We start from the raw sequence: 18,549 nt of genomic DNA, 5'->3' as shown, positions 1-18,549 counted from the left end.
GAAGGAAGCGTCCATGAGTTCCATCGCATCCCCTTTCGCTGCCTCCGCGACCGGGGCCGACGCGCCGGCCCTGTCTCCGCAGGCCTTCCGCGAGGCCCTGCTGGCCAAGGGCGCCTACTACCACATCCATCACCCCTATCAGGTCGACATGGCCGAAGGGCGCGCCACACCGGAGCAGATCCGCGGCTGGGTGGCCAATCGCTTCTATTACCAGGTCAACATCCCGCAGAAGGACGCCGCCCTGCTGGCCAACTGCCCCGATGCCGCCACGCGCCGCCGCTGGATCCAGCGCCTGCTCGATCACGACGGCCACGATGATGATGGCGGCGGCATCGAGGCCTGGCTGACCCTGGGCGAGGCGGTGGGGCTGACCCGCGACGAGCTGTGGGCCCAGGAGCACGTGCTGCCGGGGGTGCGCTTCGCAGTGGATGCCTACGTCAACTTCGTGCGGCGTGCCGACTGGCGCGAGGCGGCGATCTCCTCGCTCACCGAGCTGTTCGCTCCCGAGGCGCACAGGAGCCGCCTGGACACCTGGCCGACCCACTACCCCTGGATCGACGAGGCCGGCTACGGCTACTTCCGCAAGCGCCTGAAGGAGGCGCGCCGCGACGTTGACCACGGCCTGGAGGTGGCGCTGGCAGTATGCACCACCACCGCTGCCCAGCAGCGCGCCCTGGAAATCCTGCAGTTCAAGCTCGATGTGCTATGGTCGATGCTCGATGCCATGACCCTGGCCTACCAGCTCAAGCGGCCGCCCTACCACAGCGTCACCGACCGGCGCGTCTACCACCGGGGGCTATGATGACCACGATCGAGTCAGCGACCATCTATCGCCTGCGCCCCGGCTGGCGCCTGCAGTGGGAGGAAGCCCAGGGCCGCCACGTGCTGCTCTATCCGGAGGGCATGGTGCAGCTCAACGACAGCGCCGGCGCCATCCTCACCCAGCTCGACGGCCAGCGCGACGTGGCGAACGTGGTAGCGAACCTGCAGGCCCGGTTCCCCGATGCTCCCGCCGCGGCGATCGAACAGGACGTGCACGAATTCCTGCTCGATGCCGCCCGACAAGGGTGGATCCAACATGACTGACCGCACCCATACCGCCGCCGTCAACGGCGCCACCGGCGCCCCCCTGTGGCTGCTCGCGGAACTCACCTATCGCTGCCCGCTGCAGTGCGCCTACTGCTCCAACCCGCTCGACTTCGCCGCGGTGAAGGAGGAGCTAACCACCGAGGAGTGGATCGAGGTGCTGACCCAGGCCCGCGCCATGGGGGCGGTACAGATGGGCTTCTCCGGCGGCGAGCCGCTGGTGCGCCAGGACCTCGAGACGCTGGTGGCCGAGGCGCGCCGGCTCGGCTTCTATACCAACCTGATCACCTCCGGGCTGGGGCTCGACGAGGCGCGCATCGCAGCGCTGCACGACGCCGGGCTCGACCATATCCAGATCAGCCTGCAGGCCTCCGACCCCGAGGTCGCCGCAGCGGTGGCCGGCTCGCCCAAGGCCCACGCCAAGAAGCTGGCCATGGCGCGAGCAGTCAAGGCCGCCGGCTACCCCATGGTGCTCAACGTGGTGCTGCATCGGCACAACATCGACCGCCTCGACGACATCATCGCCCTGTGCGACGAGCTGGGGGCCGACGCCGTGGAGCTGGCCAACTGCCAGATGTACGGCTGGGCGCACCTGAATCGCGAGGGGCTGCTACCGAGCCGGGCGCAGCTCGAGGCCGCCGAAGCCACCACTGCCCGCTGGCGCGAACGTCTGGCCGAGCGCGGCCGCGACATGCGCCTGCTGTTCGTGGTGCCCGACTACTACGGCGACCGTCCCAAGGCGTGCATGGGTGGCTGGGGTTCGATCTTCATGACCGTGGCCCCCGACGGCGCGGTGCTGCCCTGCCACAGCGCGCGGATGCTGCCGATGAGCTTCCCCAACGTGCGCGACCTTGGCCTCAGGGAGATCTGGTACGACAGTGAGCCGTTCAATCGCTACCGTGGCGACGCCTGGATGAGCGAGCCTTGCCGCAGCTGCGATGAGCGCCACAAGGATGTCGGCGGCTGCCGCTGCCAGGCCTACCTGCTGACCGGCGACGCCACGGCCACCGACCCCGTCTGTTCGCTGTCGCCGGATCATCACCTGATCGAGGCCGCCCGCCGCGAGGCCGATGCCAGCGCACCCTCCATGGAAGCGCTGACGCTGCGCAACGTGCACGAATCGCGGGTGTTCTGCCGTACATGAATGCTCCAACGACTGCCCCCAACGACGATGAGACTGCCCGGCGCGCGGGGCTACCGCCGGGTAGTCGTTTGCATGAGACCCGCTTGGCAAGCGGCCTGACAATCGCTGCAGCGGAGGTGCCAGGCGCTCGCCTGCAACGCCTGGTCGGTGCGGTGAGCGTGGGCTATCTAGACGAGCCCGGCGACTACCGCGGCCTGGCCCACCTGCTCGAACACGCCCTGTTTCTGGGATCGGCAAACTTTCCCGACCCAGGCGAACTGGCCTGCTGGGTCGGCGAGCGTGGTGGGCGTTACAACGCCCGCACCGACGAAACCGTTACCGATGTTCACCTGCACCTGCCACCCGGCGATACCGACGAAGGGCTAACCCGTCTGGTGGATATGCTGGCCCAACCACGCTTCGATCTCGAGCGCATTGCCGAGGAGGTAGAGGTGCTCGATGCGGAGTTCCAGGCCCGGCTGGCCGACCCCGCCCTACACCGGCTGGCAGCACTCGGCCGGCTCTGTCGCGAAGGGCATCCCGCCCGGCTGTGTCATGCCGGTAACCGCAAGACTCTGGGCGATGATACGGAGCGGCTGGTCATGCAGCTCTCCGCTTTTCATCGACAGCACTACCACGCCGAGCGCATGGCACTGGTCATGTTGGGACCGCTGCCGCTCGAGGAGCAACTGGAACGGCTCACCCGCCATGGCGCGACGCTGCCGGCACGGGAGCCTGCACCGCCGGTGCGTCACTGGCGCTGGAGCGAGCCGGGGGGCGTGGCCTGGCATCCTCCCGAGGCCAGATCCAGCACCACGGCCCTCGAACTCTTCTGGCCTCTGCCCGAGGAGCAAGGGAGCGCGCATGCCGACTGGCTGGCCAGCGTGGCGGCCCGATTGGCCGACGGCCACCTCGCTGCCACTCTACAGGCTGCCGTCGAACTCGACCGGCTGGAGGTGACGCTCTCCCCCGAGGGAATGGGCCGCGCCCTGGTTCTACGCCTCTCACCAGCGCCCGACCTGGAGGCGGTACAGGCAATGCTGACCGCCTGTCGCAGCGCGCTGGAGCGGACGCTTGCCGAGCCGCGATCCTTCCTACCCACCGCCCCGGTGGATCTCGATGCCTGGCCTCGTCGACGTGCCGCTCAGTTGGTAGCCAGCCACCAGGACATGCCCCAGCCGGCCGACGCGTCTACCGAGCCGCTATTGCCCTGGCTCGCTCCCGGGCAATGCCGGCTGCTGTGGCAATCGCCCACCACCCCGCAACGCTGGGCGACACTGGCGGAAACCGGCACCGCCTGGCGTGCTCAACCACCGCTCAGCGAGAGCGTGCCGCTGCCCTGGCGGGCGCCACCCGCGCTCGCCGTCCGCCCGGCCCGCCCGAGCGTCGACGACCCGACTCCCCGCCAATTGCACCAGGACGAACGCGTTGCGCTCTGGACCGGCGACCCGATACGGCTGCCCGATGCGCCGCCGGCCAGTCTCTGCCTGGGCTGGCCCGCGCCAGCCTCGCAGCAGGCCGCGCGCCTGGCCCAGTGGCGGCAGAACACCCTGCCGCTGCGCCAAGCGGCCGCCAGTCACGGCATGCGCTTGAGCTGCGCGGGCGATGCCCGCGGCGACTGGCTCATCGCCACGGGCACGGCCGAACGCCTCGACGCGCTGGTAGAACTGGCCGTGGCCTGCTGGCCGGAGACGGCGTCGCTAGCATCGAGAGGCCCAACCGAGGGGCTGCTGGCCCAGCGCATGCTGGCACGGCTCGAGAACCTGCCGCCTCCCGCGGCACACGCCGCCGGGCCCAGGTGCCTGTTGGGATGGGCGGGAGGCAGCGCCGATGCACAGGCGGCCGAAACGCTCGTCCGGCATCTGGCCGCGCGGCTGGCCAGCGCGCCAGTACCCGCTGACGAGCCACCACAGGAGGCGCAAGAAGATACGCACTGGCTGCCTTCTCAAGGCAGCGACCATGCCGCCATGCTGGAGATCGTCGGCCCCGACGACACCCCCCGCAGCCGCTGGCTGCTGCGGTTGCTGGCCCAGTGCCACGATGCCGCCTTTCATCACGAAATGCGCCAGCGCCGCGGCCTGGGCTATGTAGCGGCGGTGCGCTATCGCGAGTCGTCGGGCTTCCCGCGACTGGGCTACGTAATCCAGTCTCCCGGCACCGAGGCAGGCACACTACGCCAGGTCATCCTCGACTTCCTCACCCGGCAGGGCGAAGCGCTGGCAAAACTCTCCCCAGCGGAGATGACACACCGCCGGCATGGCTTGCTCAGCCACGCCGGCCGCCCCGAGACTCACGCCGAGGCCACGGCCCGCCTATGGCAGGCACTGCGCCGCCAGGCAGCGACGGTTAGCGACATCTCGCCCTGGCAGCCGCTGCCGTGGGAGGCCGAGGAGCAGGCACTGGCATCGCTGCACTGCGACGATCTCCTCTGCCTGGCGAAGGATCTCGCCGTGGGTCGCCTGGCAATGCGCTGGTGGCTTCACCGCCCGAGCGGAGCAGACGCGTAGCCCACGCCGCGGCAATGTTGCCCGTACGCAACTCTGTTGTGTCACCACGTCACAATCCGTTTGCCCCGGCTCACCTAGACTGTCATCAGCGTCGACCCTTTCACGGCCTAACGCGGCCCTACGACAACAACCCAGGGAGACCTGCCATGAAATCACGCGCCGCCGTTGCCATGGCTGCAGGCAAACCCCTCGAGCTCACCGAAATCGATGTCCAGGACCCCAAGGCCGGGGAAGTCTTGGTGCGCATCGCCGCGACCAGCGTCTGCCACACCGACGCCTTCACCCTCTCCGGTGCCGACCCGGAAGGGCTGTTCCCCTCGGTGCTGGGCCATGAGGGCGCCGGCATCGTCGAGGCGGTGGGCGAAGGGGTCACCAGCGTCCAGCCCGGCGATCACGTCATCCCGCTCTATACCGCCGAGTGCGGCCAGTGCAAGTTCTGCCGTTCGGGCAAGACCAACCTGTGCCAGGCGGTACGTGCCACCCAGGGCCAGGGCCTGATGCCCGACGGCACCTCGCGCTTCTCGCTCGACGGCCAGATGCTGCACCACTACATGGGCTGCTCGACCTTCAGCGAGTACACCGTGCTGCCCGAGGTCTCCCTGGCCAAGGTCTCCCAGGAGGCGCCGCTGGACAAGATCTGCCTGCTCGGCTGCGGCGTGACCACCGGCATCGGCGCGGTGCTCAACACCGCCAAGGTCGAGCCGGGCTCCACCGTCGCCGTGTTCGGCCTGGGTGCCATCGGCCTGGCGGTGATCCAGGGCGCGCAGATGGCCAAGGCCAGCCGCATCATCGCCATCGACGTCAACCCGGACAAGTTCGAGCTGGCGCGCCAGTTCGGTGCCACCGACTTCGTCAATCCCAAGGACCACTCGGACCCGATCCAGCAGGTGATCGTCGACCTGACCGACGGTGGGGTCGACTACTCCTTCGAGTGCATCGGCAACGTCAACGTGATGCGCTCGGCGCTGGAGTGCTGCCACAAGGGCTGGGGCGAGTCGGTGATCATCGGCGTGGCCGGGGCCGGCGAAGAGATCTCGACGCGGCCGTTCCAGCTGGTGACGGGCCGGGTGTGGCGCGGCTCGGCGTTCGGCGGGGTGAAGGGGCGCAGCGAGCTGCCCGGCTACGTGCAGCGCTACATGGACGGCGAGATCAAGATCGACGAGTTCATCACCCACGAGATGCCGTTCGAGAAGATCAACGAGGCGTTCGAGCTGCTGCACGAGGGCAAGAGCATTCGTACCGTGCTTCGGTATTGACGCGTCCAAGGGACAAGGAGGCAACCATGAGCTTGATGGACATGATCCAGCGCTGGTTCGGCGGCAAGCCCGCTCCGCCACAGACCAGGCATGGCAGTAGCAAGAGAACCACCACGACACAGAGCACGCCCCGTACGCCGCCCCCCGCGGCGAACCCCTCGACAACGACAACACAGGGGAGTCAATCCACCATGAGCCACCATAGCGTTCACATTCATCCCGCCGTCGACGACGGCGTCAAGCGCGGCAGCGACAGCTTTACCGGTGGCAAGCTCTACTGCCACTGCAGCAGCAACCAGGTCGAGGTGACGGTCGACGCCCAGTGCGCCCATAACCACGTGTGCGGCTGCACCAAGTGCTGGAAGCCCGAAGGTGCGCTATTCTCCATGGTGGCCGTGGTACCTCGCGACAAGCTCCGGGTCACCGCCAACGAGGACAAGCTCGAGGTGGTCGATCCGGCCGCCGCCATCCAGCGTCACGCCTGCCGCGAATGCGGCGTGCACATGTACGGTCGCATCGAGAATACCGGCCACCCCTTCCACGGGCTGGATTTCATCCACACCGAACTCTCCCACGACGAGGGCTGGGCCGGCCCCGAGTTCGCCGCCTTCGTCTCGTCGATCATCGAGTCCGGCGCCGCCCCTGACAACATGAGCAACGTGCGCTCACGGCTCCAGGAACTGGGCCTGCCACCCTACGACTGCCTCTCGCCGCCGCTGATGGACGCCATCGCCACGCATACCGCCAAGGCCAAGGGGGTGCTTTGACAAGGGGCTGTCCAGAACAGAAGGCGACATGGTACGCCTCGGGTCCGCCAATGCGCGGGCCCGTGGTGTTTACGCATTTAACACTCAGGCACCCCCAGCGCAGCAAACAGCTCGGCGAGCCCCGCCTCCTGGCGCCTGGCCTGCAGCAGCTCGGCATCCTCCACCGTGAAGCGGCCCGAGATGGCGCGCAGGTACGTCTTGCCGCTCGTGGCATCGACGAAGCGGACCTCCGGCACCTTGGCGAGGCACTGCTTGAGGAAGGTGCAGTTGTTGGCCACCGCGAGCACGTCGCCGCCAGGATAGACCTCCGCCGGGCACGTCGCTGCGGTGTTGATCTTCTTGTAGCGCTCGATGTCGACCAGGCCCAGGGGCGCCAGGATGTGGAGCGTGTCGCGGGTGCCGTGGGCGATGACCTCGGGCGGGGTATGCCTGGGCACGCTGTTGTCGAGAAACACGTACTTGAAGCGCGGCTGCGGGCTGTCCAGCCACTTGAAGAACACCCTGGGCATGCCGTCGTAGGCCTCCACGCAGTGCCCCAGGAAGTCCGACACCGCCTTGTAGCGCCCGCGCTCAAGCCCCCGCTGCCAGCCCCGCTCCACCGTGGCCTCCGGCGGGGTGATGATGAAGTACATGTGCATGGTGGAGACATACTTGGCATAGGTGCCATCCAGCAATCGCGGCACCGTCTCCGATGAGAAGCTGTCGAAGCGAAAGCGGTCGATCAGCAGATGGGGAATGGTGCGATCCCGCTGGGCCTTGTCGCGGATGTAGCGATCGAGCTTGGCGTCGACCAGCTTGACCTCCTTGCCCGCCAGGCGACCGGCATACTTGTAGGCTTCTCCCAATGCCTCGTAGTCGAGCAGCAGGCGACGCCAGATATCGGGGGTGATGGTGCCGTACTGATCCGGTGGCAGGCCCAGGTCTTGCAGCGTATGTCTCAGCAGGTGTCGCAGGGAGCTCTTGCCGGCCGCCGAGGCGCCCTTGAGGCTGACCAGGATCGGCTCGTCGGCAAGAGGCACCCGGTCGTAGCCCTCCTGCTCGATGGCCCGCTCGACGTGCGGCGCCAGCAGGTGGCCGATCAGGCGGCTGCCGTAGTCGTTGCAGGCATGCCGTGTGATCAAGCGCGCCAGCACCTCGCGATCCATCCCGATATGGCCCTGGGCAGCGGCAATCGAACTCAGCACCCGGTAGGCGCTCTTGTAGACGGCCTGCTCCAGCTCGTCCCGGGCCGCCAGCCCCCTCTGCTTGATGGCCTGGATGGCATCGTGGTGACGCTCCTCCAACGAGCGGCGATCCTGCGGCCGCGGCGGGGCGGGCCGCCTGCCCAGCCAACGAGCCAGCAAGGAGACGGGCTCAGGGTCGCTCGTCTCCGGTTCGGGGGCGAAGGCCGCTTCCAGGATATCTCCCGCCCTGCCCCGTATCGACGCGCAGAGTCGGTCGAATGCCTGCTGGAATTCCGGCAGTTGGGGAGAGAGGTAGTCGGCCAGGATCTGGAGCACGATGCGGCGAAAGTTGTGCCCCAGCACCTCCTCCTGTTCGCCCTCGGCCACCAGGATGTCGGCGGTGACCCGCACGATCAGCTCGTGCAGCACCAGGCGCTCGGCGCGGAACGCGACCAGTTCCTCCTCCTCGAGCCCGGTGAGCGCCCTTAGTTCGGGAATCTCGGCCAAGTCGGAAGAGACGTTGGCCGTACGATGAATGGTCTCCAGGGGCCGGTAGCGCCTGGGCAGGTCGGCCTCGAGGCCGGGGTTCCACGCCGAGAACTCGGGAGCAGCTCGATCAAGCATAGGCGCCACGCACATGCTGAGGTTTCAGGCCGATAGACGGCGGTCATGCCTCGACATTGGCCGAATTTCTCATGCGGGGCAATCTCGGCTCGATCACGACTTCTCCTCGGCGGCAGCCGCCGCCCGCCGCACCGGCAGCGCCAGGGGCCGGTGCAGGACCAGGTACGCCGCGCAGCCGATCACCACGCCCCAGAAGGCCGAGCCCAGGCCGAACAGGCTCATGCCCGACGCGGTGGCCAGGAAGGTGATGATCGAGGCCTCGAGATGCTCCTTCTCGGCGGCCGCCGCACTGAGGTTGCCGGCGATGGCGCCGATCAGCGCCAGCCCCGCCAGCAGGGCGACGAAGGTCACCGGTAGCGAAGTGAACAGCAGTACGATGCTGCCCGAGAACAGCGCCCCGAGCAGGTAGAATCCGCCGTTGGCCACGCCGGCCACATAGCGCTTGGCGGGGTCGGGGTGGGCCGCCTTGCCGGTGCACAGCGCCGCGGTGATGGCCGCCACCACCGTGGTAATGCCGCCGAACAGCGCCATCGGCAGCGATACCAGGCTCGTCACGGTGAGGATCGGCCGGGCCTGGACCTCATAACCGGCGCCGCGCAGGATCGCCATGCCCGGCAGGAACTGCCCGGTGAGGCTGACCAGCGCCAGCGGCAGGGCCAGGCTCAGGGTCGCGCCCAGCGTCCACTCGGGGCGAATAGGCTCGGGCGACGCCAGCCGCCACGACACGCCCGCCAGGCTGGCGCCCTCCAGCAGCACTGCGAGCACGATTCCCACCAGCAGCAACAGCACCAGGAAGTAGCGCGGGAAGAGCCGCTTGAACCCCAGGTAGGCGGCGAGCATGCCCAGCGCCAGCAGCGGCGCCTCCTCCAGCGAGGTGAACACGCCGACGCCGAACTGGAACAGGATGCCGGCCATCATTGCCGCGGCGATGCCGGGCGGGATCAGCGTGACGATGCGGTCGAAGGAGCCGCTCACGCCGACCGCGAAGACGATCAGCGCCGCAGTGAGATAGGCGCCCACCGCCTCGTTCAACGACAGCTCGGGAAACAGCGTGACCAGCAGCGCCGTGCCGGGCGCCGACCAGGCGGTGACGACGGGCACCCTGAGCCACAGGCTCAGGCCGATGCCCGATACCGCGGCGCCGATGGAGATGGCCCACACCCAGGAGCTCATCATCTGGGGGGAGATCTCCGCGCTCTGCGCGGCCTGGAAGAAGATCGCCAGCGGGCCGGCGTAGGAGATCAGCACCGCGACGAAACCGGCGGTGACGGCGGGGAGGGAAGCGTCCTTGAGTAGCGACATGGTCAATGGCCTTGGCGATTGTCAGTCAGCAGAAAAAAAGGCCTGAGCCAGCGCGGTCTCAGGCCAAGGAGGATCGTGCGTAGCGGGTCAGCGAGCCGCGGCGGCCTCCCCGCGCGAGCTGCGAGTCTCGCGGGAGAAGTCGAAGTCGCGGAACTCCACCAGCATGGAGAGGCCCGCCCCCAGCACCAGTGCCCAGAAGGAGGAGCCGATGCCGAGAATCTGAATTCCCGAGACCGCGATCAGGAAGGAGAACATCGCCCCCACCTCATGCTTGCCGGAGAAGGTCATGTGCATGGCCGAGCTGATGACCCGCAGCAGCGCCAGCCCGGCGACGATGGCGATGAAGTAGCTCGGCATCGCCTCGATCAGGCTGAACACGAAGCCGTAGAAGGGCGCCGCCGTGACGAAGATAATGCCGACGATCACCGCCGCCACCCAGCGCTTGTCGTGGCTGCCGGCTTCCGGCCCCGAGCAGATCCCGGTCATCGGCGCGGCGATGCAGGTACTGTGCAGGTTGAAGAAGGCCGACACCATGGTGCCGAAGCCGCCCAGCGCGGTGATTGCATTGGCCGGCGCGCTCTTGTAGCCCATGCCCTTGACCAGCCCCACCCCGGCCGGGGTCTCCATGCCGACGAGAATCAACGCCAGCGGCAGGCCGTAGGCCAGGAAGGCCTCCAGGGTAAAGGCCGGCATGATGAACTCGGGCAGCTTGAAGGAGAACGTCACGCTCGAGAAATCGGCGCCGGAGAGCGCCATGTAGCCGACGCCCACCAGCAGCGTGACCACCAGTGGCGGCACCCGGCGCAGGTAGCGCGCGGCGAAGAAGAAGGAGAGGATCATGATCGCCGCCGGCACCAAGGCATTCTGCAACGGCATCACCATGTTGGTGCCGAACTTGAGCAGGATGCCCGCCACCATGCCCATCACGATGGGCATCGGAATCAAGCGCATGACCAGGCTCATCCACCCCGCCAGGCCTACCACCAGCGCGATGCCCCCGGCGATCAGCGTGGCGCCCAGCGCCTCGTTGAGGCCCACCAGGGGAATGACGGCGGCGAACAGCAGCGCGCCGGGGATCGAGTTGGCCATCGGCAGCGGCAGCCGGTAGTAGGCCGGCAGGAACAGCCCGAACAGGCCGTTGATCATCAGGTAGCTGATCACCCACAGCAGGGTGAATTCCTGGGGGAGCCCCGCCGCGGTGCCGGCGCTGATGTGGATGACGCCGGCGCTGAGGCCGAAGATCCCGGCCACCACGCCGGCACTCAGGTTGTCGGCGTTGAGGTCACGGATGAAGTCGCGTGGCGCCGTGGCGAGTCCGGCGCCCTTCTCGATATGTTTCACGGTGTACTCCAGGGGAATGTTGTTATCGTTGAGTGAGTGGTGCGTACCGGTGAACGTGGCGTGAAGAACGATCAGCCGCTATCACCTCCCGCCACCGGCAATACGCTGCCGGTGATGTAGCCGGCCTCGCGCGAGGCCAGGAACAGGATCGGGCCGGCCTGTTCGTCGAGGGTGCCGTAGCGCCCCATGAAGCTGGTGGCCTTGGTCTGATCGATCAGCTGCTGGTACCACGCCTTCTCCTGCTCGCTGGGCTCGGCGGTGTTGCGCGGGATCACCCGCGGCGGCGCCTCGGTACCGCCGGGGGCGGTGGCGTTGACGCGAATGCCGTGCTCGGCGTACTCGAAGGCCAGCGCCACGGTCATGGCGTTGACCCCGCCCTTGGCGGCGGCATACGGCACCCGGTTGATGCCGCGGGTGGCCACCGAGGAGACGTTGACGATGTTGCCCCGACTCTCCAGCAGGTAGGGCAGCGCCGCGCGACAGCACCACAGGGTGGGAAACAGCGAACGGCGCACCTCGGCCTCGATCTGCTCCGGCCGGTAGTGCTCGTAGGGCTGAGCCCAGATGGTGCCGCCGACGTTGTTGATCAGCACGTCGACCCGGCCGTAGTGCTCCTGGACCTGGCGCATCACGCCCTCGGCGCCTTCCCAGCTCTCCAGGTCGGCCTTCAGGGCGATTGCCTCGATGCCCGCCTCGCGCAGCTCGGCCGCCACTGCATCGACGTGCTCGGCGCGATCCACCAGCGCCAGCCGGGCGCCCTCGGCGCCGGCGCGCTCGGCGACGCGCCGGCCGATGCCCTGGGCGGCGCCGGTGATCACCATCACTTGCTCCTGGAAACGTGAGCCTTCAAAACGCGCGCTCATGCCACCGCCTCCTTGGCTGTTTCCGGGGCCAGGCTCGGGGTGAACTTCTCGTAGTGGAAGCTGGCCGGCGAGATGCCCTGCCCGCGGAAGTGGGTGAGCACCGCGTCCACCATCGGCGGCGGCCCGCACAGGTAGACGTCGACCTCGCCGTCGTGGAGCAGCTCGGGGGCCATGTGGTGGGTCACGTAGCCCTTGCGTGGATGCTCGCTCGCCGCGTCGGCCACTACCGTGGTGTAGGCGAAGTCGGGCAGCGCCTCGACGAAGGCGTCGAGCTCGTCGAGCTTGACCAGATGGTCGTCGACGTTCACCCCGTAGAGCAGTCGCACCGGCTGGTCGCAGCCGCGCGCCTGCAGCTGGCGCAGCATGGAGAGGAACGGCGCCAGCCCGGTGCCGCCGGCCAGCATCAGCACGGGGCGCTCGACCTCGCGCAGGTAGAAGCTGCCCATCGGCCCGGTCAGGGTCAGGTCGTCCTCGGGCTTGGCCGCCCCGGTCAGGTAGCCGCTCATCAGGCCATTCGGCACGTTGCGGATGAGGAAGCTGGCGCGGCGCTCGCCGGGCAGCGAGCTGAACGAGTAGGAGCGGGTCTCGTCGCTGCCCGGCACCTGAATGTTGACGTACTGCCCCGGCAGGAAAGTGAGCCCCTCGCCTTCGTCGAGATCCACGACCAGCTCGAAGCTGTCCTCGGAGAGGCGCTCGACTTCGGCGACCCGGCCGGGAAACTCGCCGACGCCGGTCTTGCACAGGGTCGAGGCCACCGGCACCTGTACCACACAGTCCGACGACGGCACCATCTGGCAGGTCAGCACCTTGCCCTCTGCGAGTTCTTCGTCGGAGAGCGCCTCGTCGATGTACTCGTCGCCCAGGTCGAACTCCCCCTGCTCACAGGTGCCCTTGCAGGTGCCGCAGACACCGTCGGAGCAGTCCATCGGCAGGTTGACCTTGTGGCGATAGGCGGCGTCGAGCACCGTCTCGCCGTCCTTGCAGCTGATGAAGCGGGTCACGCCGTCTTCGAAGTTGAGGGCTATGGTGTAGCTCATGCTCGTCTCCTCCCACCGGGATCGCGGTCGCTCAGACGTGGTACACGTCGATGACCTGGTGGATGTAGTCGTTGTTCAGCACCACCTTCTTGTAGGTGATCAGCGGCGCGGCGCCGCTTACGTCCAGGGTGTAGAACGACGTGCCGAAGTAGGCGCTGGTCTGCTGGTAGCGATGGCTCAGGGTGTGCCAGTTGAAGCGCAGCTCGACCGTGTCGCCCTGCTGCGAGAGCACCTCCAGGTTGGTGACCTGGTGGGTGGTGCGCGGCTCGGGGATGCTGGTCGCCCCGGAGCGCTCGGTCTTGATGCGGTAGACGCGGTCCTCCAGCCCCTCGCGGTTGGGGTAGTAGATCAGCGAGATCTCGCTCTGTGGGTCCTCGGTCAGCCGGTCGTCGTCGTCCCAGGCCGGCATCCAGAAGACCACGTCCTTGTGGTAGCAGGTCAGCCACTCGTCCCACTGGCGGTCGTCGAGCAGGCGGGCCTCGCGATGGACAAAGGCCTGAATATCGAGATAAGTCATGACGGTGCCCTCCCTCAGGCCGACGCGGTGGCAATGAACTGGCTGCGCTCTTTTTCGATGGCGCGCAGCATCTCCTCGACCCAGTGCTTGTGATGCATCACATAGAGGCCCTCGTCCTCGGGCGAGGCGCCGCTGAGCAGCGGCTTCATGTCGATGGCGCGGGCATTGTCGTCGGCGCCCTCGATCCACTGCCTGGCGCCACGGGAGAGGTCGTTCCACTCGGCGTCGAGGCCGGCGTAGCCGTTCTGGCAGGCGCGGAACTCCTCCAGGTCGTCCGGCGTGCCCATGCCGCTGACGTTGAAGAAATCCTCGTACTGACGGATACGCAGGGCGCGGTTCTCGGCCGATTCGCCCTTGGGCGCGAAGCAGTAGATGGTGACCTCGCTCTTGTCCACGGCGATCGGCCGGATCACGCGGATCTGAGTGGAGAACTGGTCCATCAGGTAGACGTTGGGGTAGAGGCAGAGATTGCGGGTCTGGTTGACGATGGAGTCGGCCCGCGCCTCGCCGAGCGCCTGCTCGATGCGCTCGCGCTGGGAGTAGACCGGGCGCACCTCGGGATTGAGCAGGCGCGTCCACAGCATCATGTGGCCGTTCTCATAGGAGTAGAAGCCACCCATGCTCTTCGACCAGCCGTTGGCGTCCACCGCCTTGGTGCCGCCGGCGTCGTAGTTGCGCCGCTCCATGGTCGAGGCGTAGTTCCAGTGCACGGTGCTGACGTGATAGCCATCGGCGCCGTTTTCGGCGCCCAGCTTCCAGTTGCCGTTGAAGGTGTAGGAGGAGGTGCCGCGCAGGATCTCGATGCCCTCCGGCGCCTGGTCGACGATGTTGTCGATGATCTTGGTGGTTTCGCCCAGGTATTCGGTGAGCGGGGCGACGTCGGCACTCAGGCTGCCGAACAGGAAGCCGCGGTAGTTCTCGAAGCGCGCCACGCGCTTGAGGTCGTGGGAGCCCTCCTGCTTGAAGCCCTCGGGATAGGCGCCGGTCTTCTCGTTCTTGGCCTTGAGCAGCTTGCCGTCGTTCTTGAACGACCAGCCGTGGAAGGGGCAGGTGAAGGTGCCCTTGTTGCCGCGTTTCTTGCGGCACAGGGTGGCGCCGCGGTGGGCGCAGGCGTTGATCAGCGCGTGCAGCTCGCCCTGCTTGTCGCGGGTGATGATCACCGGCTGGCGGCCCATGGTGACGGTCATGTAGTCACCCGGTTCCGCGACCTGGCTCTCGTGGGCCAGGAACAGCCAGTTGCCCTCGAAGATGTGCTTCATCTCCAGCTCGAAGAAGGCCGGGTCGGTGAACATGCTGCGATGGCAGCGGAAGATGCCGTTCTCGGGGTCGTCGACGACGGCTCCGCGAACGCGCTTCTCGAGACGATCAAGCTGTGCGGTCATGGCTCCAACTCCTCGTGGCTCTTGTCAGGTCGTGAGGCTCCCCTACCCGCCGGCCAAGGCCGGCGGGGGAGCGCTTCGTATCGTCAGGTGACTTGCGGAAAGCGTCGGGCGATCAGGCCTCGGCGGGCTCGCGCTTGCCCGCTGCCGCCTCGTCCTCCAGCGCACGCGGGCGCTTGTGGCGGCTCTGCAGTTCGGGGTCGGCGGTCGAGGCCAACTCGACGTCGAATACCACCTCGGTGAAGGGGGCTTCGAGCCCGCGCTTGGCGGCCTCGGCGGCGTCCTCAATGCGGGTGGCCTCGACCACCAGCTCCTCGCGGGTGGCGAAGGCGAAGTCGTCGTAGGTGTACTCATCGCCGGCCAGATTGATCTGGGTGGTCAGGTGACGATGACCCGGCGCGGAGACGAAGAAGTGGATATGCGCGGGGCGCTGGCCGTGGCGACCCAGCAGCTTGAGCACCTGGTCGGTGGGGCTGCCTGCCGGCACGCCGTAGCCGGAGGGGATGATGCTGCGCGCGCGGTAGCGTCCCTCGGCGTCGGCGAGGATGGTGCGGCGCAGATTGTATTCAGACTGCGAGGGATCGAAGAACGAGTAGTTGCCCTTGGAGTCGGCGTGCCAGATCTCCACCTGGGCGCCGGGGATCGGCTTGCCTTGGGTGTCGCGCACCTGGCCGGTCAGCCACATGACCTCGGCGTCCGTATCGCTACCGTCGTCCATGCACGCCTCGCCCTCGGCCACCGGTGCGCCCGCCACGTAGAGCGGGCCCTCGATGGTGCGTGGCGTGCCGCCGGTCAGGCCGGCCTGCTCGTCGGCAGCGTCCATGCGCATGTCGAGGTAGTGGTCGAAGCCGAGCCCCGGGGCCAGCAGGCCGAACTGGCTCTCCTTGCCCAGCTCGTTGAGCAGGCTGACGGCGGACCAGAACTCCTCCGGGGTGACGTCGAAGTCGTCCATCAAGCGATAAACGTCGGAAAGCAGGCGATGCAGGATCTGCTTGGCGCGGTGGCTGCCGCCCTGCTGGTCGAAGCCGGCCACGGCCTTGAGAAAGTTCTGTACCTCGGGGGTGTCATGGATCTTCACGGTCATGGGTCTGTCCTCGTTGTCGTTGGTTGCCCCACGGGGCTGGCGTGAATCGTCGGGATCAGCTGTCGTCGTCACGAATGGATGAGGGGTGGCGGCACAGCGGCTTGACGCCGATCTCCATCCACGGGAAGAGCGGCAGGCCCGCGACGATCTCCTGCAGCTCGGCGTTGTCGCGCACGTCGAAGATGCTGACGTTGGCGTAGCTGCCGGCGACCCGCCACAGGTGGCGCCACTTGCCCTGCCGCTGCAGCTCCTGGGCGTACTCCTTTTCGCGCGCCTTGATCGCGGCGGCCTCTTCGGCCGGCATCGACGGCGGCAGCTTGACGGTCATTTCCACCTGAAAAAGCATGAGTGCATTCTCCTGTCACTGACGGGTGTAGTGGGCGAGCTTGTCTTCATCCAGGGTGATACCCAGTCCCAGCCCTTTCGGCAGCTCCACGCCGAACTCGCCGTAGGCCAGCGGCTCGGCGACGATATCGTCCTTGAGCAGCAGCGGGCCGAACATCTCGCTACCCCAGGCCAGCTCGGGCAGGGTGGCCCAGGCGTGCAGCGAGGCGGCGGTGCCGATGGAGCCCTCGAGCAGGGTGCCGCCGTAGAGGCCGATGCCGGCTGCCTGGGCGACCTGGGCCAGCGCCAGGGCACCGCGCGGGCCGCCGGCCTTGGCGATCTTCAGCGCATAGGCGCCGCTGAAGCCGGCCGCCGCCAGGGCGAAGCCGTCGCGGGCGTCGGCCACCGCCTCGTCGGCCAGCATCGGCACTTCGAAGCGATCCGCCAGACGAATCAGCCCGGCATGCTCGCGGGCGGGTATGGGTTGTTCGATCAGCTCGATGCCGGCGGCCTGCAGCGCGGCGATGCCGCGCACGGCGGTGCTCTCGTCCCAGGCCTGGTTGACGTCGACCCTGATGCTTGCCCGCTCGCCCAATGCCTCCTTGATCGCGGCCACGTGGCGCACGTCGTCGTCCACGGCGTTGGCGCCGATCTTCAGCTTGAAGTCGCAGTGACGGCGCTGTTCCAGGCGCTGGAAGGCCTCGTCGATGTCGCGGGCGGTATCGCCACTGGCGAGCGTCCACAGCACCGGCAGGTGGTCGTGGCGCGCACCGCCGAGCAGCTCGGCCATGGGCAGGCCGAGGCGCTTGCCCTGGGCGTCGAGCAGCGCGGTCTCCAGCGCCGACTTGGCGATGGCGTTGCCTCGGGCATGGCGGTCGAGACGAGCGCGCAGCGCCGCAACGGAGCCCGCCGGCTGACCGATCAATAGCGGCGCCAGGTAGGTGTCGATGTTGCGCTTGATGCTCTCGGGGCTCTCGGGGCCGTAGGCAAGCCCGCCGATGGTGGTGCCCTCGCCCAGGCCCTCGACGCCGTCGGAGTCGCGCAGACGCACGATGACCAGCGTCTGACAGGCCATGGTGGTCATGGAGAGCTTGTGGGGGCGGATGGTCGGCAGGTCGACCAGCAGCGTTTCGATGGACTCGATGACAGATGACATGCGCGCTCCGGCGGTTCGGTGTTTCGATACCTTGGCAGTCTGCTTGCCCCGACGCGGCCGAACCAATATCGTTTAGGTCCCGAGCCATACCCTGGAGGTATCATGGAGCTGCGACATCTGCGCTACTTCTGCGTCGTGGCGGAGGAGCTGAACCTGACCCGGGCGGCCGCCAGGCTGCACATGGCACAGCCGCCATTGTCACGACAGATCAAGCAGTTGGAGGGAGAGATTGGCGCCGAACTGTTCGAGCGGAGCGCGCGCGGAATGCGCCTCACGCCAGCGGGCCAGCTCTTCCATGAGCATACCCTGCAGATAATGGAGAAGCTCGACACCACCATTGCCGCGACCCAGCGCCTGGCCCGCAGCAAGCGCGTGATGTTCGGCATCGGCTTCGTTCCTTCGGTGTTCTACGGGCAGTTGCCGCTGCTGGTGCGGGAATTACGACAAAAGGATAACGTCGAGCTGATGCTGGCCGAGCTGACCACGGTGCAGCAGATCAAGGCGCTCAAGAGCGGACGCATCGACATGGGCTTCGGCCGCATGCGTATCGACGACCCCGATGTAGAGCAGGAGAACCTGTTCGACGAGCCGCTGATGGCGGCGCTGCCCGAAGGGCATCCGCTGTCAGAGACCAAGCCGACCCTGGCCCAGCTCGCCGAATATCCGCTGGTGCTGTTTCCGGCCCAACCGCGCCCGAGCCTGGCCGATATGACGCTGGGGCTGTTTCGCCGTCGCGGGCTCAAGGTCAGCGTGGCGCAGGAGGCCAACGAGCTGCAGACGGCGCTGGCACTGGTCGCCTCGGAGATCGGCATCACCCTGGTTCCGGAGCAGGTCAAGCGCGTGCGTCGCGACGGCATCGTCTACGTCTACCTCGCCGACCCGGGCCTGACCTCGCCGGTGATCTGCAGCCGGCGCAAGGGCGAGGCGCCCTCGCCGATCATGCAGGAGGCCAATGCCATTCTCGAGGTGCTGGTGGAGAATCGCCGCAGCGGTAGATATCCATGAACTGTCGGTGAAGGG

The 18,549-nt window shown here is 67.6% G+C and carries 17 protein-coding genes; 7 read left to right on the top strand and 10 right to left on the bottom strand.

The genetic code is table 11. From position 1 onward, the window contains the following. The first annotated feature begins 13 nt into the window (after positions 1-13). The 6 genes from pqqC to gfa all read left to right on the top strand — a co-directional run bounded on the left by pqqC (position 14) and on the right by gfa (position 6,739). Positions 14-802: a pyrroloquinoline-quinone synthase PqqC gene (gene pqqC / locus ACUY1T_RS16315; protein WP_446024589.1), complete on the top strand. Its 789-nt coding sequence runs from the start codon at positions 14-16 to the stop codon at positions 800-802. Beyond that, complete coding sequence (pqqD, locus tag ACUY1T_RS16310; protein WP_446024587.1) at positions 802-1,086, top strand: pyrroloquinoline quinone biosynthesis peptide chaperone PqqD; 285 nt, start codon at positions 802-804, stop codon at positions 1,084-1,086. Before pqqC ends, pqqD begins: the two co-directional genes overlap by 1 nt. Next, complete coding sequence (pqqE, locus tag ACUY1T_RS16305) at positions 1,079-2,230, top strand: pyrroloquinoline quinone biosynthesis protein PqqE (RefSeq protein ID WP_446024585.1); 1,152 nt, start codon at positions 1,079-1,081, stop codon at positions 2,228-2,230. The genes pqqD and pqqE overlap by 8 nt, the downstream gene beginning before the upstream one ends. After that, positions 2,227-4,716 carry an insulinase family protein gene (locus tag ACUY1T_RS16300; protein WP_446024583.1) on the top strand — a complete coding sequence of 830 codons (2,490 nt, stop codon included), beginning with the start codon at positions 2,227-2,229 and terminating at the stop codon, positions 4,714-4,716. The genes pqqE and ACUY1T_RS16300 overlap by 4 nt, the downstream gene beginning before the upstream one ends. Positions 4,717-4,862: 146 nt before the next feature. Next, the gene (locus tag ACUY1T_RS16295; RefSeq protein ID WP_446024581.1) at positions 4,863-5,972 is read left to right on the top strand and encodes an S-(hydroxymethyl)glutathione dehydrogenase/class III alcohol dehydrogenase; all 1,110 of its coding nucleotides are present in this window, start codon (positions 4,863-4,865) and stop codon (positions 5,970-5,972) included. A gap of 26 nt (positions 5,973-5,998) precedes the next feature. Then, positions 5,999-6,739, top strand: a complete 741-nt coding sequence (gene gfa / locus ACUY1T_RS16290; RefSeq protein WP_446024579.1) for an S-(hydroxymethyl)glutathione synthase — start codon at positions 5,999-6,001, stop codon at positions 6,737-6,739. A 77-nt stretch (positions 6,740-6,816) separates the two neighbouring features. On the opposite strand, the gene ACUY1T_RS16285 is transcribed toward gfa, so the two are convergent. The 10 genes from ACUY1T_RS16285 to ACUY1T_RS16240 form a co-directional block, all read right to left on the bottom strand. Next, positions 6,817-8,526, bottom strand: coding sequence for a hypothetical protein (locus ACUY1T_RS16285; protein WP_446024577.1), 1,710 nt, complete (start codon positions 8,524-8,526; stop codon positions 6,817-6,819). Between the two features lie 93 nt (positions 8,527-8,619). Continuing rightward, entirely contained in the window at positions 8,620-9,828 is a 1,209-nt protein-coding gene (locus ACUY1T_RS16280) for a benzoate/H(+) symporter BenE family transporter (protein WP_446024575.1), read from the bottom strand. A gap of 87 nt (positions 9,829-9,915) precedes the next feature. Next, positions 9,916-11,169 (bottom strand): benzoate/H(+) symporter BenE family transporter, encoded by a 1,254-nt coding sequence (locus ACUY1T_RS16275; protein WP_446024573.1) that lies wholly within the window; start codon positions 11,167-11,169, stop codon positions 9,916-9,918. A 71-nt stretch (positions 11,170-11,240) separates the two neighbouring features. Further along, positions 11,241-12,032, bottom strand: a complete 792-nt coding sequence (gene benD, locus ACUY1T_RS16270) for a benzoate diol dehydrogenase BenD (protein WP_446024571.1) — start codon at positions 12,030-12,032, stop codon at positions 11,241-11,243. Continuing rightward, positions 12,029-13,069, bottom strand: a complete 1,041-nt coding sequence (benC, locus tag ACUY1T_RS16265; protein WP_446024569.1) for a benzoate 1,2-dioxygenase electron transfer component BenC — start codon at positions 13,067-13,069, stop codon at positions 12,029-12,031. Before benC ends, benD begins: the two co-directional genes overlap by 4 nt. Before the next feature lie 31 nt (positions 13,070-13,100). Further along, complete coding sequence (gene benB / locus ACUY1T_RS16260; RefSeq protein ID WP_446024567.1) at positions 13,101-13,586, bottom strand: benzoate 1,2-dioxygenase small subunit; 486 nt, start codon at positions 13,584-13,586, stop codon at positions 13,101-13,103. Between the two features lie 14 nt (positions 13,587-13,600). Next, a complete protein-coding gene (locus tag ACUY1T_RS16255) occupies positions 13,601-14,968 on the bottom strand; it encodes a Rieske 2Fe-2S domain-containing protein (RefSeq protein WP_446024565.1) in 1,368 nt (455 codons plus the stop codon). A gap of 112 nt (positions 14,969-15,080) precedes the next feature. After that, the gene (gene catA / locus ACUY1T_RS16250; protein WP_446024563.1) at positions 15,081-16,049 is read right to left on the bottom strand and encodes a catechol 1,2-dioxygenase; all 969 of its coding nucleotides are present in this window, start codon (positions 16,047-16,049) and stop codon (positions 15,081-15,083) included. Positions 16,050-16,104: 55 nt separating this feature from the next. Next, on the bottom strand, positions 16,105-16,395 hold the full coding sequence (gene catC / locus ACUY1T_RS16245) for a muconolactone Delta-isomerase (RefSeq protein WP_434230035.1): 291 nt from the start codon (positions 16,393-16,395) through the stop codon (positions 16,105-16,107). A gap of 15 nt (positions 16,396-16,410) precedes the next feature. After that, positions 16,411-17,529: a muconate cycloisomerase family protein gene (locus ACUY1T_RS16240; protein WP_446024561.1), complete on the bottom strand. Its 1,119-nt coding sequence runs from the start codon at positions 17,527-17,529 to the stop codon at positions 16,411-16,413. A 102-nt stretch (positions 17,530-17,631) separates the two neighbouring features. Here ACUY1T_RS16240 and ACUY1T_RS16235 point away from each other — a divergent pair, with 102 nt between their 5' ends. Further along, positions 17,632-18,534 carry a LysR family transcriptional regulator gene (locus tag ACUY1T_RS16235; RefSeq protein WP_446024559.1) on the top strand — a complete coding sequence of 301 codons (903 nt, stop codon included), beginning with the start codon at positions 17,632-17,634 and terminating at the stop codon, positions 18,532-18,534. Positions 18,535-18,549 lie beyond the last annotated feature (15 nt).

It is taken from the genome of Billgrantia sp. Q4P2 (assembly GCF_052806135.1).
Note: the sequence above shows the minus strand (reverse complement) of the source record. Positions and strands in the feature narration are given on the sequence as shown.